At 63.5% G+C, this 20847-nt stretch carries 14 protein-coding genes; 13 read left to right on the forward strand and 1 reads right to left on the reverse strand.

Translation table 11 applies throughout. The annotated features are described in order from the left end of the window. Positions 1 to 125 precede the first annotated feature (125 nt). From ACT89O_RS19730 to ACT89O_RS19760, 7 genes are all read left to right on the forward strand, one after another. The gene (locus tag ACT89O_RS19730; RefSeq protein WP_487260939.1) at positions 126 to 1565 is read left to right on the forward strand and encodes an aldehyde dehydrogenase family protein; all 1440 of its coding nucleotides are present in this window, start codon (positions 126 to 128) and stop codon (positions 1563 to 1565) included. A 165-nt stretch (positions 1566 to 1730) separates the two neighbouring features. After that, complete coding sequence (locus ACT89O_RS19735) at positions 1731 to 2093, forward strand: DUF2946 family protein (RefSeq protein ID WP_487260940.1); 363 nt, start codon at positions 1731 to 1733, stop codon at positions 2091 to 2093. Positions 2094 to 2228: 135 nt separating this feature from the next. Continuing rightward, the gene (locus ACT89O_RS19740) at positions 2229 to 4439 is read left to right on the forward strand and encodes a TonB-dependent receptor (RefSeq protein WP_487260941.1); all 2211 of its coding nucleotides are present in this window, start codon (positions 2229 to 2231) and stop codon (positions 4437 to 4439) included. A 19-nt stretch (positions 4440 to 4458) separates the two neighbouring features. Beyond that, positions 4459 to 6069 carry a PepSY domain-containing protein gene (locus ACT89O_RS19745; RefSeq protein ID WP_487260942.1) on the forward strand — a complete coding sequence of 537 codons (1611 nt, stop codon included), beginning with the start codon at positions 4459 to 4461 and terminating at the stop codon, positions 6067 to 6069. Positions 6070 to 6180: 111 nt separating this feature from the next. Then, positions 6181 to 6498, forward strand: coding sequence for a hypothetical protein (locus ACT89O_RS19750; protein ID WP_055402051.1), 318 nt, complete (start codon positions 6181 to 6183; stop codon positions 6496 to 6498). 467 nt (positions 6499 to 6965) lie between these two features. Further along, positions 6966 to 10493 (forward strand): hypothetical protein, encoded by a 3528-nt coding sequence (locus tag ACT89O_RS19755; RefSeq protein ID WP_487260943.1) that lies wholly within the window; start codon positions 6966 to 6968, stop codon positions 10491 to 10493. Between the two features lie 2 nt (positions 10494 to 10495). Further along, positions 10496 to 10879: a hypothetical protein gene (locus ACT89O_RS19760; protein WP_487260944.1), complete on the forward strand. Its 384-nt coding sequence runs from the start codon at positions 10496 to 10498 to the stop codon at positions 10877 to 10879. Positions 10880 to 11329: 450 nt separating this feature from the next. Here ACT89O_RS19760 and ACT89O_RS19765 read toward each other — a convergent pair whose 3' ends face one another. After that, positions 11330 to 12409 carry an IS630 family transposase gene (locus ACT89O_RS19765; RefSeq protein WP_487260945.1) on the reverse strand — a complete coding sequence of 360 codons (1080 nt, stop codon included), beginning with the start codon at positions 12407 to 12409 and terminating at the stop codon, positions 11330 to 11332. Between the two features lie 698 nt (positions 12410 to 13107). On the opposite strand from ACT89O_RS19765, the gene ACT89O_RS19770 reads away from it, so the two are divergent. The 6 genes from ACT89O_RS19770 to ACT89O_RS19795 all read left to right on the forward strand — a co-directional run bounded on the left by ACT89O_RS19770 (position 13108) and on the right by ACT89O_RS19795 (position 20754). Beyond that, the gene (locus tag ACT89O_RS19770; RefSeq protein WP_487260946.1) at positions 13108 to 14115 is read left to right on the forward strand and encodes a porin; all 1008 of its coding nucleotides are present in this window, start codon (positions 13108 to 13110) and stop codon (positions 14113 to 14115) included. 714 nt (positions 14116 to 14829) lie between these two features. After that, positions 14830 to 16431: a hypothetical protein gene (locus ACT89O_RS19775; protein ID WP_487260947.1), complete on the forward strand. Its 1602-nt coding sequence runs from the start codon at positions 14830 to 14832 to the stop codon at positions 16429 to 16431. Positions 16432 to 16447: 16 nt separating this feature from the next. Then, positions 16448 to 17776, forward strand: a complete 1329-nt coding sequence (locus ACT89O_RS19780; protein ID WP_487260948.1) for a sensor histidine kinase — start codon at positions 16448 to 16450, stop codon at positions 17774 to 17776. Positions 17777 to 17873: 97 nt separating this feature from the next. Continuing rightward, the gene (locus ACT89O_RS19785; protein WP_121421066.1) at positions 17874 to 18539 is read left to right on the forward strand and encodes a response regulator transcription factor; all 666 of its coding nucleotides are present in this window, start codon (positions 17874 to 17876) and stop codon (positions 18537 to 18539) included. Between the two features lie 540 nt (positions 18540 to 19079). Then, complete coding sequence (locus ACT89O_RS19790; RefSeq protein ID WP_218301769.1) at positions 19080 to 19808, forward strand: hypothetical protein; 729 nt, start codon at positions 19080 to 19082, stop codon at positions 19806 to 19808. A 244-nt stretch (positions 19809 to 20052) separates the two neighbouring features. Continuing rightward, positions 20053 to 20754, forward strand: coding sequence for a DUF6683 family protein (locus ACT89O_RS19795; RefSeq protein ID WP_487260949.1), 702 nt, complete (start codon positions 20053 to 20055; stop codon positions 20752 to 20754). The last annotated feature ends 93 nt before the right edge of the window (positions 20755 to 20847 follow it).

The raw sequence follows: 20847 nt of genomic DNA on the forward strand, positions 1-20847 counted from the left end.
CAGCGCACATTGAAAGACATCCTTCCTGTGCGCAGAGCTAGCTTGCGCTGCGCAACCTGCGCACTCGGCATGCAACCGCCCCTTTTTTTTCTCAACACCCTCTTCTTCACCACCACACCACCACCATGCATGCAAACCTGATTGGCGGCGCCTGGACTGACGGCGTTCGCACCTACCAGAACACCAACCCCTCTGACACGCGCGATGTGATCGGCGACTACGCCGTGGCGAGCCGCGAGCAGGCGCTGGAGGCCGTGTCGGCAGCCCAAGCGGCGTTCCCCGCATGGAGCGTGTCCACGCCCCAACAGCGCTTTGACATCCTGGACGCCGTGGGCAACGAGATCATCGCGCGCAAGGCCGAGCTGGGCGACCTGCTGGCCCGCGAAGAAGGCAAGACCCTGCCCGAAGCCATTGGCGAAGTCGGCCGCGCCGCGGCCATCTTCAAGTTCTTTGCCGGCGAGGCGCTGCGCCCCGGCGGTGAGCTGATCCCCTCCGTGCGCCCCGGCGTGGGCATCGAGATCACGCGCGAACCCCTGGGCACCATCGGCATCATCACGCCGTGGAACTTCCCCATCGCCATTCCGGCCTGGAAGATCGCCCCGGCCCTGGCCTATGGCAACTGCGTGGTGTTCAAGCCCGCCGAGGTGGTGCCCGGCTCCGCCTGGGCGCTGGCCGACATCCTGCACCGCGCAGGGCTGCCTGCCGGTGTGTTCAACCTGGTCATGGGCCGGGGCTCGGATGTGGGCGCCGTGCTGCTGGAAGACGAGCGCATTGCGGGCGTGAGCTTTACCGGCTCCGTTGGCACTGGCCAGCGTGTGGCCGCCGCCTGCGTGCCGCGCGGTGCCAAGGTGCAGCTGGAGATGGGCGGCAAGAACCCGTTTGTGGTGCTGGACGACGCGGACCTGAACGTTGCTGTGGGCGCCGCCATCAACAGCGGGTTCTTCTCCACCGGCCAGCGCTGCACCGCCAGCAGCCGCTTGATCGTGACCGAAGGCATCCACGACCGCTTCGTGGCCGCCATGGTCGAGAAAATGAAGACCCTGAAGGTGGATGACGCACGCAAGACCGGCACCGACATCGGCCCCGTGGTGGACGACCGCCAGCTCGCACAAGACCTGGAATACATCGGCATCGGCCAGCAGGAAGGCGCCAAACTGGCCTTTGGCGGCGAAGCCCTGGAGAAGAACGCCGACGGCGCGCCCGGCTACTACCTGCGCCCCGCCCTGTTCACCGAGACCACGCCCGGCATGCGCATCAACCGCGAAGAAATCTTCGGCCCCGTAGTGAGCGTGCTGCGCGCCAAGAACTACGAGGAAGCGCTGGCTATGGCCAACGACACGCCCTTCGGCCTGGCCAGCGGCATCGCCACCACCAGCCTCAAGCACGCCACGCACTTCAAGCGCCACGCGCAGGCCGGCATGGTGATGGTGAACCTGCCCACGGCGGGCGTGGACTACCACGTGCCGTTTGGCGGCCGCAAGAGCAGCAGCTACGGCCCGCGCGAGCAAGGCCGGTATGCGGCCGAGTTCTACACCACGGTCAAGACGGCCTACACCCAGGCCTGAACCTGGCGCCGCCGCCGACGCGGCGGCGCCAGCAGCCACGGTGCTTGCCCTGCGTCAAATTGCCACAAAATCCGGCCCTGGCGCCGATGCAGAAAGCGAGTAACGCTATAACATTTATAGCAAACCGCCCCGCACCGCTGCGTGGCCGCAGTATCATCGCGCCCCATGACCGCCCTCCCACGAACAACCTTTGCCGCGCTGCGCCTGTGGGTGCTGGCATGGTTCGTGGCGTCGATGGGGGTGGCGATTGCATCGCCGCTGGTGAACCCGCAATCCTTCGAAGTGATCTGCTCGGGCACCGGCGCCATCAAGCTGCTGGTGCAGACCGGCGATGGCACGGTGGAGATGGGCGCCATGGGCATGGACTGCCCCTTGTGCGCCACTCCCAGCGCGCCGCCCCCCACCCTGGTAGCCGCCGTGCTGCCACCCCACCCCCTGGCCCATGCGCTGCAGCCCGTCGAGGCCGCCCGCATCGCAGCGGCCACTGCAGCGCCCCTGCCCGCACGCGGGCCCCCATCGCGCTCTTGATCTGAAGCCTGTTGGCAGTACCCCGTACCTGGTGGTCGGGCGCTGCCTTGTTCCCGCTGGTTTCCAGACCGCGCAGCCCTGCGTGCACTCCACGCGGGCCTGGTTGCGCTGTCGCCTCAAGACAAGAGCGTTTTCATGTCCCGTTCGTACTCCTCCTCCCGCCATGCTGCGGGCTCTCCGCGCCTGCCTCTTTCTCCTTCGTGCTGGGGCGTGTTCGCCACCTGCGCACTGGCCTCCCTCTCCGTCCCTGCCCAGACCACCACGCCCACGCTCAAGGCCGTGGACGTGGTGGACACCGCCGCATCCCCCAACGGCAAGCTGAACCTGGACACACCCGTGGACACCGGTAGTCGCCTGGGCCTGACGGCGCGTGAGAACCCGGCCTCCGTCACTGTGGTGGATCGCGCCACCATCGACGCACGCGGCGCACAGGACACGCAGGAAATCCTGCGCGCCGTGCCGGGCGTGGTGGCGCACAACGCGCCGGGCTCCATGTCCGCGCACTACCGGGGCTTCACCAGCAACTCGGTCGCGCAGCTGTACAACGGCATCAACCCGCAGTACGGCAGCGCCACCCGCGCGGTCGATAGCTGGATCTACGACCGGGTCGAGGCCATCGGCGGCGCGTCGAGTTTTCTGTACGGATCGGGCGGCGTGGGCGGCTCCATCAACTACATCACCAAGACGGCCGAGCGCAGCGACTTCACCGAGGGCCAGCTGCGCCTGGGCTCCTACGACCTGAAGGAAGTGTCGGTAGGCCTGAACCGCCGCATTGCAGGCGGCGATGGCAGTGCAGGCCCTGCCCATTACGCGCGCATCGACCTCAACCACCGCAACGCAGGCAGCTGGATCGAAGGCACCAGAACACAGTCCACCCAACTGGCGACCTCGCTGCTGTCCGACCTGGGCGGCGGCTTCACGCACACACTGGCCTACGAATACCAGAGGGACCACGTGGACCGCCCGTACTGGGGCACACCGGTGCTCAACCCCGCCGTGGGCGCGCTGGCCATCGACCCGGCCACGCGCTTCAAGAACTACAACAGCGCCGACGGGATGTACGAGCAGCGCGTGCAATGGCTGCGCTCGGTGGCGCAATGGCGTGTGTCGGATGCGCTGCAGCTCAAGAACACGTTCTACGTGTACGACGCCCTGCGCGACTACCGCAACGTGGAGACCTACACCTTCAATGCCACCAACACGGCGGTCACGCGCACGTCCCCGCTGTTGCAACGCCACGACCAACAGCTGGTGGGCGACCGGCTGGAGGGCACCTACCAAGGCCAGCTCGCAGGCCGAAAGAGCGACTGGGCCTTTGGCCTGGATGTGAGCATGAACAAGCAGAGGCGTTTCCCCTTCGGCCCTTCGGTCACCGTGAGCACGGTCAACCCCTACCACTTCTCCACCGAGAACTTCTTCGACATTCCCGGCATGTCACCCGTCCTGAACCCTGACAAGGACAACAAGATCACCAACACCGCGCTGTACCTGGAAAACCGCACCCTGGTGGCCTCCGGCGTGAACCTCATCACCGCACTGCGGCACGAGCGCATCGATCTCGACCTGGTGAACCGCCGTGCCGTGACGGCCACAGCACCCGCCACCTTCAGCCGCAGCTACAGCCCCACCACTGGCCGCCTGGGCGTGGTGTGGGACATTGCACCCGGCGCCAACCTGTATGCGCAGGCCTCCAACGCGGCCGACCCACCCTCGGGCTCGCTGGCCTCGGCCTCGTTTGCCGATGTGCGCAACAACAGCGAACTGACCACGGGCCGCCAGATCGAGGTGGGCGGCAAGTTCGACTTCTGGGACGGCAAGGGCAGCGCCACGGTGGCGGCGTTTGAAATCCGCCGCAAGAACATCGCCTCGCAAGACCCATCCAACCCCAACCTCACAGTGCTGGTGGGCGAGCAGTCGTCCAAGGGCATCGAACTGTCCGCTGGCATTCGGCCTACGCCGCAATGGCAGTTGCAGGGCAACCTGGCGCTGACCCGCGCGCGGTACGAGAACTTTGTGCAGGGCGGTGTCTCGCGCGCGGGCAATGTGCCCCAACTGGTTCCGCAGCAGGTGGCCAACCTGTGGGCCTCGTACGCGATCACGCCCACCGTCACGGCCAGCGTGGGCGTGCGCCATGTGGGCAAGGTGTACGGCAACGCAGCCAACACCAAGTTCTGGCCGTCGTACACGCTGCTGGACCTGGGCCTGGCCTGGAAGGTCAACAAGACCACAACGCTCACCACCCGCGTGCGCAACGCCACCGACCGCATCTACGCAGCAGAGACGCGCGACCAGGTCTACCTGGGCGCACCGCGCACGCTGGACGTGACGCTGCACACCGCGTTCTGACGCAGGCAAGGAACCGGACATGCCACACGCCAAACGCTGGCTGTACCTCGTCCACCGCTGGCTGGGCGTGCTGCTGTGCGCCTTCTTCGCCATGTGGTTCCTCTCGGGCGTGGTGATGATGTACGTGGGCTACCCCAAGCTCACGCAGGCCGAGAGGCTGGCCCACCTGCCGCCATTGCGCAGCGCCATCGCTGGGCCCGAGCGCCTGCTCGAACCCGCCGAGGCCCTGCAGCGCGCGGGCCTGGCAGGGCCGCTGCAAGACCTGCGGCTGGCAATTGCCAGCGGTGGGCGCGCCGTGTACTTGGTGGTTCCCGCTGCCCCCACCGGCGACGCAGCGCCACGCCCGCGCAGAGCACCGGCAGCGGTTGTGATCGACGCCATCACTGGCGAGAAACTCAAACAGGTGGATGCGGAGCGGGCCATCGCCTCGGCCCGCGCCTTTGCTCAGGAAGCCAACCCGTCCATCAACTACCAGGGCACGATCGACGAGGACGCCTTCACCCACTCGCGCGCGCTCGACGTGCACCGCCCGCTGCACCGCCTGCACCTGGGCGACAGCGCGGGCACCGTGGTCTATGTGTCGGGCAACACGGGCGAGGTGGTGCGCGATGCGCCGCTGCAAGAGCGCGCCTGGAACTACGCAGGCGCCTGGATCCACTGGCTCTACCCCTTCCGGGGCAATGTCTTCAACGGCTACTGGACAGACATCGTCAACTGGCTTTCCATTGCGGGCATCTTGCTCACGCTGACGGGCACCGTGGTGGGCGTGCTGCGCTGGCGTTTCCAGGGCCGGTACAAGACCGGTTCGCGCACGCCCTACCGGGGCTTCATGATGCGCTGGCACCATGTGTTCGGGCTGGTATTTGCGCTGATCACATTCACCTGGATCTTCAGCGGCCTCATGTCGATGAACCCATGGAAGATTTTTGACAGCGGCGCCGCGCCACTGCGCCAGCAGGCCATGAATGGCGGCCCGCTGGTGTTGCCCCCGCAAGCCGCCACCGTGCAGGCTTTGATGTCAGGCGTTTCGCCGAACACGCGGGAGCTGCGCTGGGTGCAAAGCGCGGGCCACCCGCTGGTGCTTGCTTACAGCCCGACCGGCGCCCCCACGCTGCTCGATGCGACCACCGCCGCGCCCCACCAGTGGCCCCCTGGCGCGGTGGCCGAGGCTGCAGCGCGCCTGCTGCCCCACGCCGTGGCGCGCACCGAAACGCTGACCGCCTACGACCTGCATTACTACGACCGCGCCACCCACACCATGACGGGTGGGGGCGACAAGCCCCTGCCCGCGCTGCGCCTGGTGTTTGACGACCCCCATGCCACCTGGGTCCACATCGACCCCCACACCGGCGCCGTACTCGGCCGCACCGACAGTTATCGCCGTACCAGCCGCTGGCTGTTCTCCATGCTGCACAGCTGGGACTGGCTGCCACTGCTGGAGCGGCGCCCGCTGTGGGACATCGTTCTCATTGTGCTGAGCCTGGGCGGTACGTTGCTGAGCGCAACGGGGGTGGTCATTGGATTGCGGCGGCTGGGCGCCAAGTTCGCATTCGCAGCGGGCCCAGCGTCGCAGCTTGCCGGACAGGGCCGCCGCAGGCGCGCCCGTGTCTTGCCTACGACAGGTGGCTGAGCCGTCATTTTTTGTTTGATACTTTTTGTTTCAAACAACTACACTGGGCTTCACCCACCGCACGTCCATCCCGGGCGTGCTGGGGCTCCATCCCTCGCAGAGATTTTCCCCATGCAACTGATCCGCACCATCACTGGCGCCGCCCTCCTGTTGGCCGCTGGCACTTCGGCCTGGGCCGCCACCGACTACAACCGCCCACCTGCAGGCGACGCGCAATACCGGCAGTGCCTGAGCTACTCTGCCACCGTCTACGAGGGTGGCAACGAGCCCAGCCCCATCAAGGGCCAAACCAAGGCCCAGGCCTGGTGCACCTGCATGTGGAACGAAACGCCCGAAGATTTCAAGGGCAACCTCGTGAAGTTCGCCGAAACCCGCAAGGGCAAGGAAACCAACAAGCTGTGCGAGAAGCATTCGGACTGGAGCGAATAAGCGCCACCGTGCAATAGACCGGTTGGCGGTTTCCCACGACAGCTGAAGTGCCCCCATGTTCGCCCAAGCTGTTGGGTTTCAATCAGTCTGCCAACCTGCAGGCCATCAAGGCCCAAGACGAAATGATGGGTTCGCTGCTCGAAGTGAAGGCCTGAGCCAGCAGTGTGCAGTCAGGCGGAATTCCTTCGGCGCTGACCCGGCACCCGCAGTTCGCGCCCTTGCGTCCTACCTGCCCGCCGTAAAAGTCTGTAACCCTCGCAGCCCACCTCCCGCGTTCCCCGCGCGCAGGACGCTCCTGATTCAGTAGCTGCTTGCGCAATACCAGATTACCCTGTAGCCCGATTCCTTGCATTCACCGCCGCCCACACCGGCCCGTCCCATGTAGGGGTCATTCCTAGCTAGGAACACTCCTAGCTAGGAGCCTTCCCAGTTTCGCGCGCTGAAGCCTGTAGGCACAGTCGCGCGCCATGCAAGTCGCCCCCTCAGCCTCCACCTACGCGCCAGCCCCTGGCGATCTGGCCAGCCCGCCCGCTCCTGGCAGTGCATTCAACAGCTATACAGACCAGCCCCAGGACAACGCTGGCGCCTTCACCGACAGCGGCCCAGGCGGCTATGGCCAGCCCGACCCCTACGCTGACACGGCCTTGGCCAGCACCTCCCTCTTCGCCCCCACCGACCACACCCCCAGCGACACACTGGCCCTGATGGTGCAGGCACAGACCAAGCCTCTGCTGGTCACCCCTGAGAACGCAGCAGGCCTGGGCATCGACTTTGCGCACACCAAGCCCCTGACCGTCACCCCGGAGAACGCAACAGGTCTCGGCATCGACCTGGTGCAGACCAAACCCCTGCAGATCCCCCCCGAGAACCCAGCCACTGGCACTGCGGGCGCCCAGGCAGCAGCCCCCAACGCCAGCCCCACCGAGATCGCTGCCCTGGAACTGCTGCTGGCCGAGCCCGCCAACCAAGAGATGGTGGCCCAGTTCGGCCCGCCCCTGCGCCCGCTGAACACCGACACCGACGTCGGCCAAGGCATCCTCGCGCGCTTTGGCCCCGACCTGGGCGCCCGGCTGACCCAGCTGCAAGAAGCGCACAACGCCGTACGCGACCAATTCCTGCAGGCCCTGGACCACGCCCAGCAAAACCCCGGCCCCGAAGTGGCAGGCAGCGAACTGATCGCACGGCACTCCAGCGGAGGCGATGCCGAGCACATCACCGAGCAGACACTGCACAGCGTCACCCACCCGCCCAGCGCCAATCAGGCCAGCGACCTCCAGGCCATTGAAGCCCAGGCGCTCGCCGCTGGCGGGCAACACCAGAACCTTTGGCGCCTGAGCGACCCCGCCGAATTCGCCAAGGCCTACGCCAGCGGCGACAGCCCCGCGCAAAGAGCCTTTGCCCAACTGCACGGCAAAGAGCCCCTGCAGTTCCATGACGAAGTGCGCACCGGAGAAACCGATGCGGGCCCCCAGATCACCCCTGCCTACTACGGCCTGGGAGAAAGCCAGCTGGTGCTCGGCGGCCCCACCGTCACAGAAAACGGCAACCCCGGGCCCTGGTCTGCCAGCACCTGGCAGACCACCCAGCTCACCCCCGAACAAAACCGGGATCTGATCAACAACGAATACCTGTGGTTTGACCCCGTCAACGGCTGGAGCACGGACCTGGCCAACAACATCAAGCAAAGCACCAGCTTCCTGGACAAAGCGCTGCCCATGGTGTTTGCAGGCGTCATGACCTTCGCCACCGCAGGCGCCTTTGGCATCACCGCCGCCAGCGCCAGTACCAGCCTGGGCCAAAGCATGGCGCTGGGCGCCATCAGCAGCGCCACCATGCAGCTGACCACCGGGGGCAAGATCGACCTGGGCGACCTGCTGCGCTCGGCACTGACGGCCGGAGTGAGCTTTGGGGTGATGAACGCCACAGGCATGAACGAGCTGCTGCAAGGCGGCGATCTGGCTACGCGCAGCCTGGGCCACCTGGGCAAGGCGGGCCTGCAGGGTGTGCTGCAAGAAGCCACTGGGGGCAAGTTCAAGGACGGCCTGACCAACAGCCTGCTGGCCAGCGTGGCGGGAGAAGTGGGCAAGAGCCTGGAGGTGCAGATCGCCGAGCTCAGCAAGAACGAAGGCCTGAGCGTGCAAGAAGCCAGCATGCTGCGCCTGATTGGCCGGGCTGCCAGCAGCGCAGTGAAGGTTGCGGGCAGCAATGACCCGGCGGCGGGGTTTGCGAGTGACTTCCTGGGCGAAGTGCTGGGCGAAGAGCTGCGGGGCGCACAAGGAAAGGGGCAAAGCCAAAGCCAGAACCCAAGCCAGGCAGGGAGTGAGGGACAACCAGGAGACAGGCCCTCCAGCGACTGGGTGAGGAACCTGGGGGCCAGTGAGGTGGATGCGCAGGGGCTGGGCCTGCGGCCAGGACTCGGGGGACTGGGCGTGCGGGTTTCAGACGAAGCCCTGTCTGACTGGAGTGACGAGATCGATGGCGGCATCGCCCTGAACGGCAGCATGGCCCCCGAAACGCAAGCGATCACTGAAGCAGTGGTCGGAAAGGGCCAGGGCCCGCTGGCAGCCCTGGAGGCAGCGGGGCTGGACAAGCAGCAGCAGATAGCGGCCTACGGTCAGTTGCTGGCTAGCGGTCAGATACAGCTCAACGCGCAGGGCGTGCCCATCGTGCAGCCGGGGCAGGTGCTGCAGTTTGATCTGTCGGATACAGGCGCGGCGCAGCTGGGTGGGCGGGCGATTGCGCAGGAGAGTGCGGGGCGGGCCCAGCGGGAGGCGCTGGCCCAGCAAGCCAGCGAGGCGCGCCAACAAGGTATGAGCCCCGAGCAGGCTGCCGAGATCTATACCCAGTACGGTGGACGCTCTGCCAGCTACGCAGGTTTGACACCCACCTGGAGCGGCCGCATGGTTGACGTGCCAGGGGGTGGAGTGGATGCCCTGGGCAACCCCACCGGCATGCGCGAGCAGGTCTGGGTCAGCGACAAACCGTCGAGCAGTTGGTCGCAAAGCGTAGGCAACGCAATACAAACCGGCGCCATGCTGATTGACGGAGCCGTGCAGCTTGGGGTGAACGGAGTCGTCAACGGCATGTGGGCTCGCCCGGCCAGCGGACTGGCGGCACTGCCCGCATTGGTCATCAACGGTACAGAAGCCTACACCGCCATCCAGGCAGACCTGCAAGAGCGCATGAGCCTGCAAAGCAACAATCCTGGGGCCATCGCCATCCAGCAAAGCCTGGGCCAGATGCTGCAGCCCGTGGGACAAACCCTGGACCAGCTGAGAACCGCCAGCGAGAACCGGTTCGGTGATGGTTGGACGGCGGCAGGCTTCACGGCTGCGCAAGCGGCGTTGGAAGTAGGCGGACTATTGGGCGGGGTAGCGGCCATCCCGGCTGGGCGAGTGGCGCTGGGCAACCTGGGCACCAGCGCGCGGATGGGATTGAATACACTGGCCGATGTGATGCCGGTGGGGTCTGGGGATGCGGCGCGACGAAGCGCAGCGTTCGAGTGGGGGGCTGTGGGGGATTTGGGGGGGCTGGGGCTTCCAAATAGAGCATTTGACCCAGCGGGTAGCCCTTTACCCTACGGCTTCAAAAGCTATGAGGCTTACACCACCTTTGTTGATTTGCTGAAGGGCAACTTGCCGGAAAATACGAGCATTGTTTTTAAGGGCAGTTCAGTTACTGGCCATAGCTCGCAATTTAGCAAAACACCTAACTCTCCATTTGATCATGGTCGCATTAGTGATTATGATATTGCCTTGATTAATGATGATCTGTACCTCCAATCTTTGGAGCTGGGAAGAGCAAATGGGTTTAAAGTGAAAACCATGCCTGATCGTATAGGCCCATTAACTCCAGAGCAGGCGAGAATTCTCGGACTCAGGGATGTGCAAATTATGCTCTTCCAACAAGCTGGACGCCCTGTGGAATTCATGTTCTACGATAATATTTCTGGCGCACTATCCGGACCATCCCACATTGTACATATCGGGAAATAGAAATGCACATATTTGATCATTATGGCATTGAGATTAATGATGCCATCGCAATGGCGCAAAAGTTAACGTCAGTCTTAGGCGTAAAATTCTCCCCCCATGAAAGCAGCTTCTGGGGTGAATATTTCCTAGGGGAAATCGAAGGCGCCGGAAATATTCGAATAATTTCAAATTTTCATGATGGAGATTGGCACGAAGAGGATTATATGAAGTACCCACTCTTGCTTGAGGTTAATGAAGTTACTTACCCTAATGAAATAATGAATATTATTTCAAAAATAAAAGGGGTTGATTTCCTATACCGCTCGGAGGTAGAAGGGGGGAAATGGATTCGCCGTTACAAACATGAAGATGGAAATTTTCACATGGTGGGTGAGAAGATCTTTTAATTTGCAGTCTCAAATCTGAAAGGCACCACCCTAACCGGGGTAATGCACGCAAATGAAAATGAGATACGAGCACTTGCAGCTAGAAGACAGCATGAAACTGGCATCTATTCAACAGCAGGGCTGAAGCGTAGGGACCTCAGTTCGCGCTCAAGGTCGCAGCCATGCCCCTGCGTTCGACAAAAAATCACCTCAGTGGGTGTTCTGTAGAGCCCGCGCCTTTCGCGCCTGTGGCTACAACAGGGACTCTGGCGCGTCGTGAGCGCATGACCCGGTAAAGCACCAGCGCCGCGAAGCAGGTGCCCGTGTGCGCCCGGCAAGCAATGACACCGTGGGCAATCCTCTGCTCCGACTCCGGTGCTCCAAAGCCTCTCACCACCACGATGGCGCGTCCATCCAGTCCGAAACTCTTCACAAGAGCCGGAAGCTAGTGTGGCGTCTCAGAAATAAGTATCAAATAATCGAACCAGCAGCGCGAGCGACAGAGGCCAGGATGGTGTCGGCGCTTTTGCGCCACACGAACGGCTTGGGGTCCTCGTTGTGACGGTCGATGTATGCCTGGATGGCTTGCTCCAGCTGAGCGACACTGGTGTGGGCGCTGCGCTTGATCCACTGCTCACTGAGTTGGCTGAAGAAGCGCTCGACCAGATTGAGCCAGGACGCGGAAATTGGCGTGAAGTGAACGTAATAGCGGGGATGGGCTGCTAGCCACGCCCGCACGGCCTGCGTCTTGTGCGTGCCGTAGTTGTCCATGATCAGGTGGATGTCTTGGTCGCCCGGCACCTGTGCATCAATGGCTTTGAGGAACTGCAGGAATTCCAGGCTGCGGTGACGGCGCTTGAGCTGTCCGATGACTTTGCCAGTGGCCACATCCAGCGCTGCGAACAGCGACGTTGTGCCGTGACGCTTGTAGTCGTGCGTGCGCGTGCTGGGTTTGCCAAACGTCAGTGGCAACCCTGGCTGGGTGCGATCCAGGGCCTGGATCTGGCTCTTCTCGTCCACGCACAGCACCAAGGCGCGATCAGGTGGTGCCATATACAGCCCCACCACATCGCGCACCTTGTCCACGAAATGAGGATCAGTGGACAGCTTGAAGGTCTCCTGCAAATGCGGCTTCAGACCAAACGCATGCCAGATGCGTTGCACCGTCGCCGGTGATACGCCCGCCTTTCGGCTCATCTGGCGCACGCTCCAATGCGTGGCGTTGTCAGGCTTGCTCTGGCGAACCTTGTCCACGATTTGCTGAACCTGCTCGTCGCTCACGCTGCGCGGGCGGCCAGCGCGCAGCGCATCGGTCAAACCCGCGAGGCGGTATGTCTGGTAACGCCGCCGCCACTTGGAGACGGTTTGCACCGTCGTTCCCAAGCGCTGGGCAATCACAGTGCCCGACTCTCCATCCGCGCAGCCCAGCACAATTCGCATGCGCAGCTTCTCGTCTGCTGGCGCCTTGCGTACGCGCAAGCGCGCCTGGAGCTCTTGGCGCTCGGCATCGGTGATCTGCAGCTTCGTGGCGGGGCGTCCAGTGTGGGCCATCGGCGTAGTCTCCTCCAAGAAAACTCCGAGGATCAACACTCGCCGAAATAATTCAAATTACTTATGAGACACCACACTAGCAGGCTGCTGCAATACCAGTCTGCCGATGCCAACCGCAAAAGCTCGACCTCATAAAAGGGCCTACAGGCTATTTTTTGAGACCCACAGGGGGTAAGTGGCCATTGGGAACGCAGTTTTTGGAGTTGCCGGGAGGTAATTCAGCAGCCTGCTTGGGATGTCTGGCATAACCCTCGCGAGGTGGTGATAGCGCGGGTCGGGATGGGCCACAAGGCGTCTTTTTGCAGCCAATAGCCATGCTATTGGCAAGAAAAGCAACGCAGTGGACCGCCCGAAGCCGTGCTATCACGGTCCGCAGGAAGTGATGCAGGACATCCACAGGCCCCATGCAACAGGGTGTTCGCCCAACCACGGGCGGCTTTTGAACGTGACACCCAATCTGTATGGAGTGCTTTAGCCGCCAGCCGCGCAAACGCCAGCCTCCCGAATTGCAATCAAAAGAAACATTCTTTGCACCCCCCTCCCAGAGCGCTGTAACACCTGTGTTGCGTAAGCGCGAAAGCGCAGGCCGACGCCGCCTGAGGCTTGCTGTAATCCCGCGCAGGGCTGCCCCGCCAGGTTGGACTGGTGGGCATCAGGGAGGGGCAGCATTTCAGCAACCTCTGGATCAAAAACTATTCATGAACAAATACCAAGTAACCCCTTTGGCTCTGGCAACGCTGCTGGCTTGTGCACCAGCGGCCTGGGCGCAATCGAGTGTGACGATTTATGGCGCTGTGGATGTGGCAGTGGGGAAGTTTTATCAAGCTGATGCTACTCAAATTAAAGAATTCAACACTGGACTACAAAGCTCATCTAGAGTGAATCTGCAAGATAGCTTCGTAGGTTTTCGGGGTGTTGAGGACCTAGGTGGTGGGCTGCGTGCCGGCTTTCAACTAGAACAAAAATTCGATGCCTCTAGCGGTGCAAACGATCCACAAGGTGCGTTTGCGCGCAGTTCTAACGTTTGGCTGAGCGGTGACTGGGGCCGCGTTACCCTTGGACGCGCCATTACGCCAAGCTACAACGCAATGGCGTCCTGGGACTTAATGGGTATGGGTAACAACTCAATCGCAGTGCGAACTTTCGGTGCTGTAGGTACTGGCGGCCAACGCCAATCCAATCAAATCAGTTACCGTACACCACAAATGGGCGGTTTTGTGATGGAAGCCGCATATGCACCCAAAGAAGATGCTCTGAGCAAGGTAGATTTGAGCGCTATTTATATAGCAGGCCCTTTGACTGTGGGTGCAGCTTACAACAAGTTTAGTGGTCTAGATGCCAATTTTGCTTTAGGCGCCAAATACGGCTATCAGAATCTTGAGTTCGCAGGGGCTTACTACCATTCGCGCAACGGTCGCCACTACAACCCCACCACATTGCAGTATGTTTCCAATTCAATTGCTGGTTCCAACGGATTTACCTTAGGCGCAAAAGCCACTTGGAATCAATTCTCGGCTGGCATTGATATCGCACGAGAAACCAAGTCAGAGTACACCATCGGAAATAGCCAGTTCGATGCAAAAAAATATACCAATGTATTACTCAATGGCACGTACGCCTTGTCAAAACGTACAAAAACGTATATCAATTACATGCGTGCAGGCGGCTTCAACAATTATGGCATTGGTTTAAATCATAACTTCTAAATATAAAAATCAATATTACCAACCAGTTCTGGTACAAGCTTCTCAATGAGTGACCTCTACTCTGTTGGGATGGCCCCAACGGTCCCGCTTACCCCGCCGCCCGCTGCACCCACAGCGCAGGCAGCGGACCAGCCAGCCGAATCCAGTGGGCCCGGTTTACCTAACGATTTCAATCTACCGCCGGAGCATTCCCCTTTTAACCAAACGCCAGCCTCAAGCCCAAACGGCTCTGGGCCAAACCCTTCTTCTGACACCAGCGGGGTCGACCCCAACGCTGACACCGGTGGCACCAGCCCCAATGGCGGAAGCAACGGAGCGGGCGGGCCCGATGGCGGCAGCCATGTCGGCAATGGAGGTGGCGGCTCTGCCAGCCAGGGTGGCGGTAGCGGTAGCGCTGGGGGTTCAGGCACAGGCGGAATGGGCTCGTCTGGGACGGATTGGCAAGGTGGAAGCGCTGGCGGCCCAGGGGGTAGCCCTGGGCGCTCTTCTGGTGATGGTGGCACGTATCCTTACGGGGGCAGCCGTGGGGATGGCGGGGGCCGGAGCGATGGGCGCACCCCAAGCTCAGGCTCATCACAGAATGGCTATACCGGTGCAGGGTCTGCGCCAGGCAGTTCAGGTGCGGGCGCTGGTGGCAATACCTACCGCGGGGGTGTGCCGGGCAGCCAACTCCCTACCGGGGCGCAGTCTCGCGTTCTGGCTACTGCCATCACGTTGGCGGGCACATCTGTGACGATCACCGGCACTGGCTGGAACGCTGGCACGGCGGTGCCCGGTGGCAGCGCGGTCGGTGGCCCGGGCTACGGCGCGGCGCCTTGGCAGGCGGCGGCAGCTGGCGGTGCGGTGCGCCCGGGGGGCGCGGGTGTGGGCGGTGCCTTGCAGGTTCCGCAAGGTGCCAGCCCGGCTGCGGTGCAGGCGGGCTTTGCCAACCCTCGGGCCGATGCGGCGGCGCAGTCTTTGGCCCAAAGCAATGGGTTCGCGGCGTCCAAAAATATGCAACCCCCGGGGGGGCAGTCACAGACCACGGCAACCACCGTGCAGACGGCGCAGGCAGCCCAGGCTGTGAATACAGGGGCTACGGCAACAGCAGGCGCGCGCGCGGACGCCCGCGATGGCGGGGTGTCTGCCGCAGTGGCCGCCGGGCGCAGCAGTGCGCAGGCTGCAGCGTCGCAGCCTGCGGTAGCGCAGGCGCAGGCCGCACTGGCACAGGCTTTGGGGCGCACCCTGGCCGGGCAGATGACGGCAGGTGGGGCTGCGGTGGCCTTGGCACAAGCGCAGTGGGCGCTGCGGGCTGCGCGCTTGGGCGAGGGGCTGGCAGCGGGTGCTGCAGGCCTGGGCGCGGGCACTGCGGCGGCGGCGGGTGGCGCAGGGCGAAGCCCTGAACCGGCAGCGCGTGGCGCCCGAGCCGATGGTTTGGCTACCGGGCAGCAGGGCCGACCGGAAGGCCGGGGGGGCCGGCCTGGGCAACTGGCCGCTGGCACGGGGGCTCAGGCATTGGGCACCCCTGCCGGGGCAGGTGTGCGCGAGGGCCGGGGCACAGGCAAGCCACTGCTGGCGGGCGAACCGACGGAGATGCCGCAGGCCCTGGCGATGGCTTTGGCGCTGGCCCCCAAGGTGCGGCAACGCGCATCGCAAGACCGGGTGGAGCGGGTGGAGCGCGATACGCCGCGCCATGCTGCGCCGGAGCTGGAGGATGAGGATTTCTGGGATGCCTGGAACGATGCCGATGAAGGCAGCGAGGGTGAACCGGGCGAACCGGGCGATTCGCACAGCGCGGAGGATGTGAGCCGCGAGGCCGCTGCCCAACACTACCGTGCGCTGTGGGTATGGCTGCAGGCCAATGCGCAGCAGGCGCTGCTGCGGGAGCTGGAGGCGGGCCGGTGTGTGTTGGTGCTGGCGCCACCCGATGTTTCACACATGCGGCTGTGGGGGCATGTGCTGCGCCCCAACGCCCAGCAGCCAGGGCTGGCAGCAGGCGCGGCGGGGCTGGCCTGGCCACTGGTAGCGCGCTGGACGGCCACGATGCCCGCTGATACGCAGTGGCAGGTGTGGCGCTTGCGGCAGGATGTGGATGCAGCGGGCCGGTGGCGACTGGGTGCGTCGCGGCCGGACCGGCACACGCCACAGCTGGTGGTGGAGGGTGCGGCAGCAGAACCCGCCATGGCAGGCCCTGGCGCCGCCGAACGCATTGCGCTGCAGGAGCCGCGCCGCTTGCGCCGCTTGCTGGGCACGCAATGGACGCTGATGGCTTTGCGGGTGCCCGTGCCGCTGGATGGCACCGGCCTGGGTGCGGCGCATGCCGTGCATTCGGGGTGATGGCTTGAGCGGGTCGATGGCGTTGGGCGCTGGGGGCAGCACAGAGGCCCCTGGCAGCGGGATCGAATCGCCAGCGCCGTCGGCCGACTGGCAAGGCTGCGCACTGCTGGCGCTGGGCGATGCCATGGCGGTGCTGGATGTCTCGGGCACGGGCAGGGTGCTGTGGCGCAATGCGGCGCTGTGCGCGGCGGTAGCCCACACGCCAACGCCAAAACCCACAGCTGTGGTTGCGATTGCGGCAGACGCGAACGACTGGCCGCCCGTGGGGACCCCGCTGGCGCAGCTGTGCGAGCGGCTGGAGGGCCTGACGGCTGGGCTGTGCGCAGTAGCGCAGTGGCCGGGTTGTGACGAGGGCTGGGCGGGCACGGTGGAGCTGTGTGGTGAGCAGGCCGTGGCTGACAGGGATACGCCAGTGGATGCGCCGGTGGTTGCGCGCGCGCGCGCTGCCCGGCTTGCTCCGGTGGCGGCGCAGCAGGGCCTGTGGGCGTTGTGGCTGGGGCCCGACAACGGGGCGCTGAACCCTACGCGACGCCACCTGGAAGACCGTGAGCGACTGCTTTTTACGTCGCACAGCTTGGCGGTGGGCGAGATGGCGACCACGTTGGCACATGAGCTCAACCAGCCGCTAGGGGCGGTGGGCAATGTGCTGCGGGGCCTGAAGGCGCGGCTGGCATCCGCTGGTGAAAGTTTGCAGCCGCAGATGTTGCCGCCGCTGACGCAAGGGGTGCAGCTGGCGTTGGAGCAGGTGCAGTACGCGGCACGGGTGATTGGCCGGGTGCGGGACTACACGCGCAATCACCAACCGCAACGGGAGCCTCTGGATACGCTGACCTTGTTGCGCAGTAGCTTGGCGCTGCTGGATTGGGACCTGGAGCGCCACGGGGTGCAGTGGTCCGTGCAGGAGGACGGCATTGAGCAGACGCTGCAGCAGCGCGGCTGGGCGGTGGTGGCCGATGGTGTGATGGTGCAGCAGGTGCTGGTGAATTTGCTGCGCAATGCAATCGATGCCATGGCGACGTCGCCCGCGCACGAGCGGCGTCTGGAGGTCGTGTGCCGGATCGATGAGGTGGATCAGATGCTGGAGATGGCGATCCGGGATTCAGGGTGTGGCATAAAGGATGAGACGGCGGCGCAATTGTTCATGCCGTTTTTTTCGACGAAACCCACGGGAATGGGTGTGGGGCTGAACATCTGCCGCAGCCTGATTGAACTGCACCAGGGCCGCCTGTGGTTCACGCCCAATACGGACCGGGGTTGCACGTTCTTCGTCGCGCTGCCGCTGGTTGCAGCGCCTGCGCCTGCCGCCCAGGCCGAGCCGCAGGGGCTACCCGGCGATCAGGCCTGAGCCTGGCGGCGACTGCGGCGCAAAGACAGGCGCAAGACCTGCCTACCCAACGGGGCGCCCCTGAGAGTTTTGAATGCTATGAGGGAGAGATGGACACATGACAGTCACGCACGCTGGACCGACGACACGAACGCTGTACCTGCTGGACGACAACGCAGATTTCCGGACCACGGCCCGCTGGTGGCTGGAGGGAGCGGGCTACCGGGTTCTGGATTTCGCGGATGCCAACGCCGCCATTGCCACCCTGGAGCACCAGATGCAAGCGGGCACGCTGGCCGACAGCTGCTTGTTGCTGGATGTGCGAATGCCCGGGATGTCCGGGTTGCAGGTGCATGACGCGCTGATTGCGCGGGGTATTGCAGGGCCGAGTGCGCAGTGGCCACTGCCGGTGGTGTACATGACCGGGCACGGCGACGTGCCGCTGGCGGTGCAGGCCATGGAAAAGGGCGCCATCACGTTCCTGGAAAAACCGTTTGAAGACAGCGCGCTGGAGCAGGCGCTGGCCAAGGCGTTTGAGGCACCGGCCGCGCCGCATCGGCCACCAGCGTGCGCAGAGTTCCAGCGCAGGCTGGCCACGCTGACGGACCGGGAGTCCGAGGTGATGCGCGGGGTGGTGGACGGCAAGATGAGCAAAGAAATCGCCCGGGACCTGAACATCAGCGCCAAGACGGTGGAACTGCATCGGGGACGGGTTCTTGGCAAGATGCAGGCCGATTCGGCGGTGCACCTGACCCGCATGGCCATGGCACAGAGGGTGCTTTAAACACCTTTGCACGATCTGTTCACGGCGTGCTGTGCACAACGCGCACGGACGGGCTGGGCAGCGCGTTGCAAAGGTCTTCAGTTGCAACGAGTCGCAAGCAGGCGAAGCGCGCGACAAGGGCTTCGACAGGTATCTGGCATTGGGAGCTGAGCTACTCCGGTGCAGGATGACAGAGTGTTGGGCAACGTCTGATATCCAAAGCAAATATGCCGCCAGCGCTTTTCTACAAAGCGCAATTAGCTACTATTTTTGTAGCAAAAATAGATACTGGAATTGTGATCCGCGCATGCTTTGCGGGCGGGCGGATCCTGGGCCAGAGAGGTGCGCGGGTAGGTGTCCTCCCTAGCTAGGGGCATTCCTAGCTGGGAATCGCACATATAGCGCGGCAGACCCAAAGTCGGTTCAATCACGGCTGTCCCGACGGAGCCAGTGCCACAAAGCCGCAGCCCGATGGGGTCCTTGCCAGGGCGACCTGTGCAGGCAAAGGAGTCGTTCCAACCAATCACGGCCCGAAGATGGGCCAGTTTCAAGGAGTTTGTTATGGGTGCAGCAGTTGGCGTCGTGGGTTCCGCATTGATCGGCGGCGGCGGAATGGGCATGGGCGGCCTGCTCGGTGGCATCGGTTCGCAGTTTCTGAGTGGCATGGTCAGCGGCCTGCTGGGTGGCAATGACATGAGCAAGACGCTGGAAGGCTTCTCGCCAGTCAACATCCTGAATGCAACGACCAACTTGGTCAGCACCATCATGGGCGGCGGCGCACAACAAGCGGCGCAAACACTGCAACGCGAAGATGGCATGCCGAAGTTCCTGCAAGACGCGATCAGCCAGGCGATCGACGAGGTGATGCAGGAATACTGCAAGCCCACCGATGGTGCTGGTGAGGCAATTTCCGACGTGGCATCTTGCGACATCCAAAAGTCGGTTGACGACATTGCGCAGCAGATCGTCGACAGCGTGCGCAACCAGATGGCCGAGAGCACGGGCGAAGGCGGCAGGGGCTGTGGCAAAGCCGGTGCCAAGAGCTGGCTGCAGGCCATTGCCCAGGCCATGGGCGAGGCCATGGGCGACAAGGCCGCCAAGATGGTGGAGCTGTCGGGCAAGCTCAAGGAGGCCGCTGGTGGTGACGGCGAGGATGCTGCCAAGGAAATGCAGGCTGTCAACGCAGAGTTCCAGGCTGTAAGCCAGGAGTTCAAGCTGCTGACCGATGCATTCAATACCGCGCTGAAGTCGCTGGGCGAAGGCATGAGCAGCATGGCTCGCAAGCAATAAGTCCTGTCCGCCCGACGGGCAGATATCGCGATTTGCAACAAACGAAACGGACCGTTCCTCGGTCCGTTTTTTTCTTCCTCGACCGATACGATGTGGCCGCCTTGCCCGCCTGGTGGGCACCGCTGGAAGTCCAAGGCCGTTGTGCATGCACAGGCATCACCTTGGATGTTTGCACCTTTCTTTGTGCCCCGGACAGGGCTGGCTGGTTTTCGGAACTGTCCGCGTTTTTGACTGAACACTGACCATGAAATCCCTGAAAAATCTTTGCGCTGCTGTAGCGATCACCTTCGCAACCATGACTCCTGCCAGTGCCTGGTGGATGAGTTCGGACACGGGCATGAGCCTGTCCGTGGGCGCTGGCAGCTACTTGCTGAACAACGAAATCCAACGCGCTGCGCGCGCCAGCCGCAAGGGGGTGGCGGGCGGCGTATCCACGCAGCAGTTGGCGCGCACCGGCTTTCAGCGCAATGGCAGAACGGCAGCACTGGATATGTTGGTGGGCTACTACCCGCCGGCGCAGCGTCCACAAATGCGCCAGGGGTTTCTGGAACTGCACCAGCAGTACCCACAGGTGGCGCGACAGCTGGGTGTGCCGACCAACGATGTGGCCACGGGGCTGGCATCTTTTCTGGCGGGAGCCTATATGGCCTACAACAACCAGAATGTGAGCAACAGCCATGTGAAGCCGCTGGCCAATCAGTTGCGCAGAGCGCTTGCGGCAGAGCGAGATTTCGCCCAGGTGACCGACGCGGAGAAGCAGCGCATGTATGACGCCACGGTGATGCTGGGCATGCTGATGGCAACGACGCAGGTGCAGTTGCAGCGGCAGCCTGATCCGATGCTGGAGGCGCAGATGCGGCAGCTTGGTAAGGAGATGATCGAGGGCTTCTTGAAGGTGGACGCCAGCCGCCTGCGCATCACGTCATCGGGCATGCGAATCGTTTGAGATCGGTGCGTCGTTCATCGTTTGGGGCGAGCCTCTCGGGGCCAACACGCACCGTGCCATCCCTCTTCCCATCCCTCTCACCTCCCCTCACCC

The organism is Acidovorax sp. NN32 (assembly GCF_057597245.1).

What these genes read in the sequence shown, in the direction of transcription:
- ACT89O_RS19730 (WP_487260939.1), top strand. Translation starts at nt 126, where the DNA reads ATGCATGCAAACCTGATTGGCGGCGCCTGGACTGACGGCGTTCGCACC.
- ACT89O_RS19735 (WP_487260940.1), top strand. Translation starts at nt 1,731, where the DNA reads ATGACCGCCCTCCCACGAACAACCTTTGCCGCGCTGCGCCTGTGGGTG.
- ACT89O_RS19740 (WP_487260941.1), top strand. Translation starts at nt 2,229, where the DNA reads ATGTCCCGTTCGTACTCCTCCTCCCGCCATGCTGCGGGCTCTCCGCGC.
- ACT89O_RS19745 (WP_487260942.1), top strand. Translation starts at nt 4,459, where the DNA reads ATGCCACACGCCAAACGCTGGCTGTACCTCGTCCACCGCTGGCTGGGC.
- ACT89O_RS19750 (WP_055402051.1), top strand. Translation starts at nt 6,181, where the DNA reads ATGCAACTGATCCGCACCATCACTGGCGCCGCCCTCCTGTTGGCCGCT.
- ACT89O_RS19755 (WP_487260943.1), top strand. Translation starts at nt 6,966, where the DNA reads ATGCAAGTCGCCCCCTCAGCCTCCACCTACGCGCCAGCCCCTGGCGAT.
- ACT89O_RS19760 (WP_487260944.1), top strand. Translation starts at nt 10,496, where the DNA reads ATGCACATATTTGATCATTATGGCATTGAGATTAATGATGCCATCGCA.
- ACT89O_RS19765 (WP_487260945.1), bottom strand. Translation starts at nt 12,409, where the DNA reads ATGGCCCACACTGGACGCCCCGCCACGAAGCTGCAGATCACCGATGCC.
- ACT89O_RS19770 (WP_487260946.1), top strand. Translation starts at nt 13,108, where the DNA reads ATGAACAAATACCAAGTAACCCCTTTGGCTCTGGCAACGCTGCTGGCT.
- ACT89O_RS19780 (WP_487260948.1), top strand. Translation starts at nt 16,448, where the DNA reads ATGGCGTTGGGCGCTGGGGGCAGCACAGAGGCCCCTGGCAGCGGGATC.
- ACT89O_RS19785 (WP_121421066.1), top strand. Translation starts at nt 17,874, where the DNA reads ATGACAGTCACGCACGCTGGACCGACGACACGAACGCTGTACCTGCTG.
- ACT89O_RS19790 (WP_218301769.1), top strand. Translation starts at nt 19,080, where the DNA reads ATGGGTGCAGCAGTTGGCGTCGTGGGTTCCGCATTGATCGGCGGCGGC.
- ACT89O_RS19795 (WP_487260949.1), top strand. Translation starts at nt 20,053, where the DNA reads ATGAAATCCCTGAAAAATCTTTGCGCTGCTGTAGCGATCACCTTCGCA.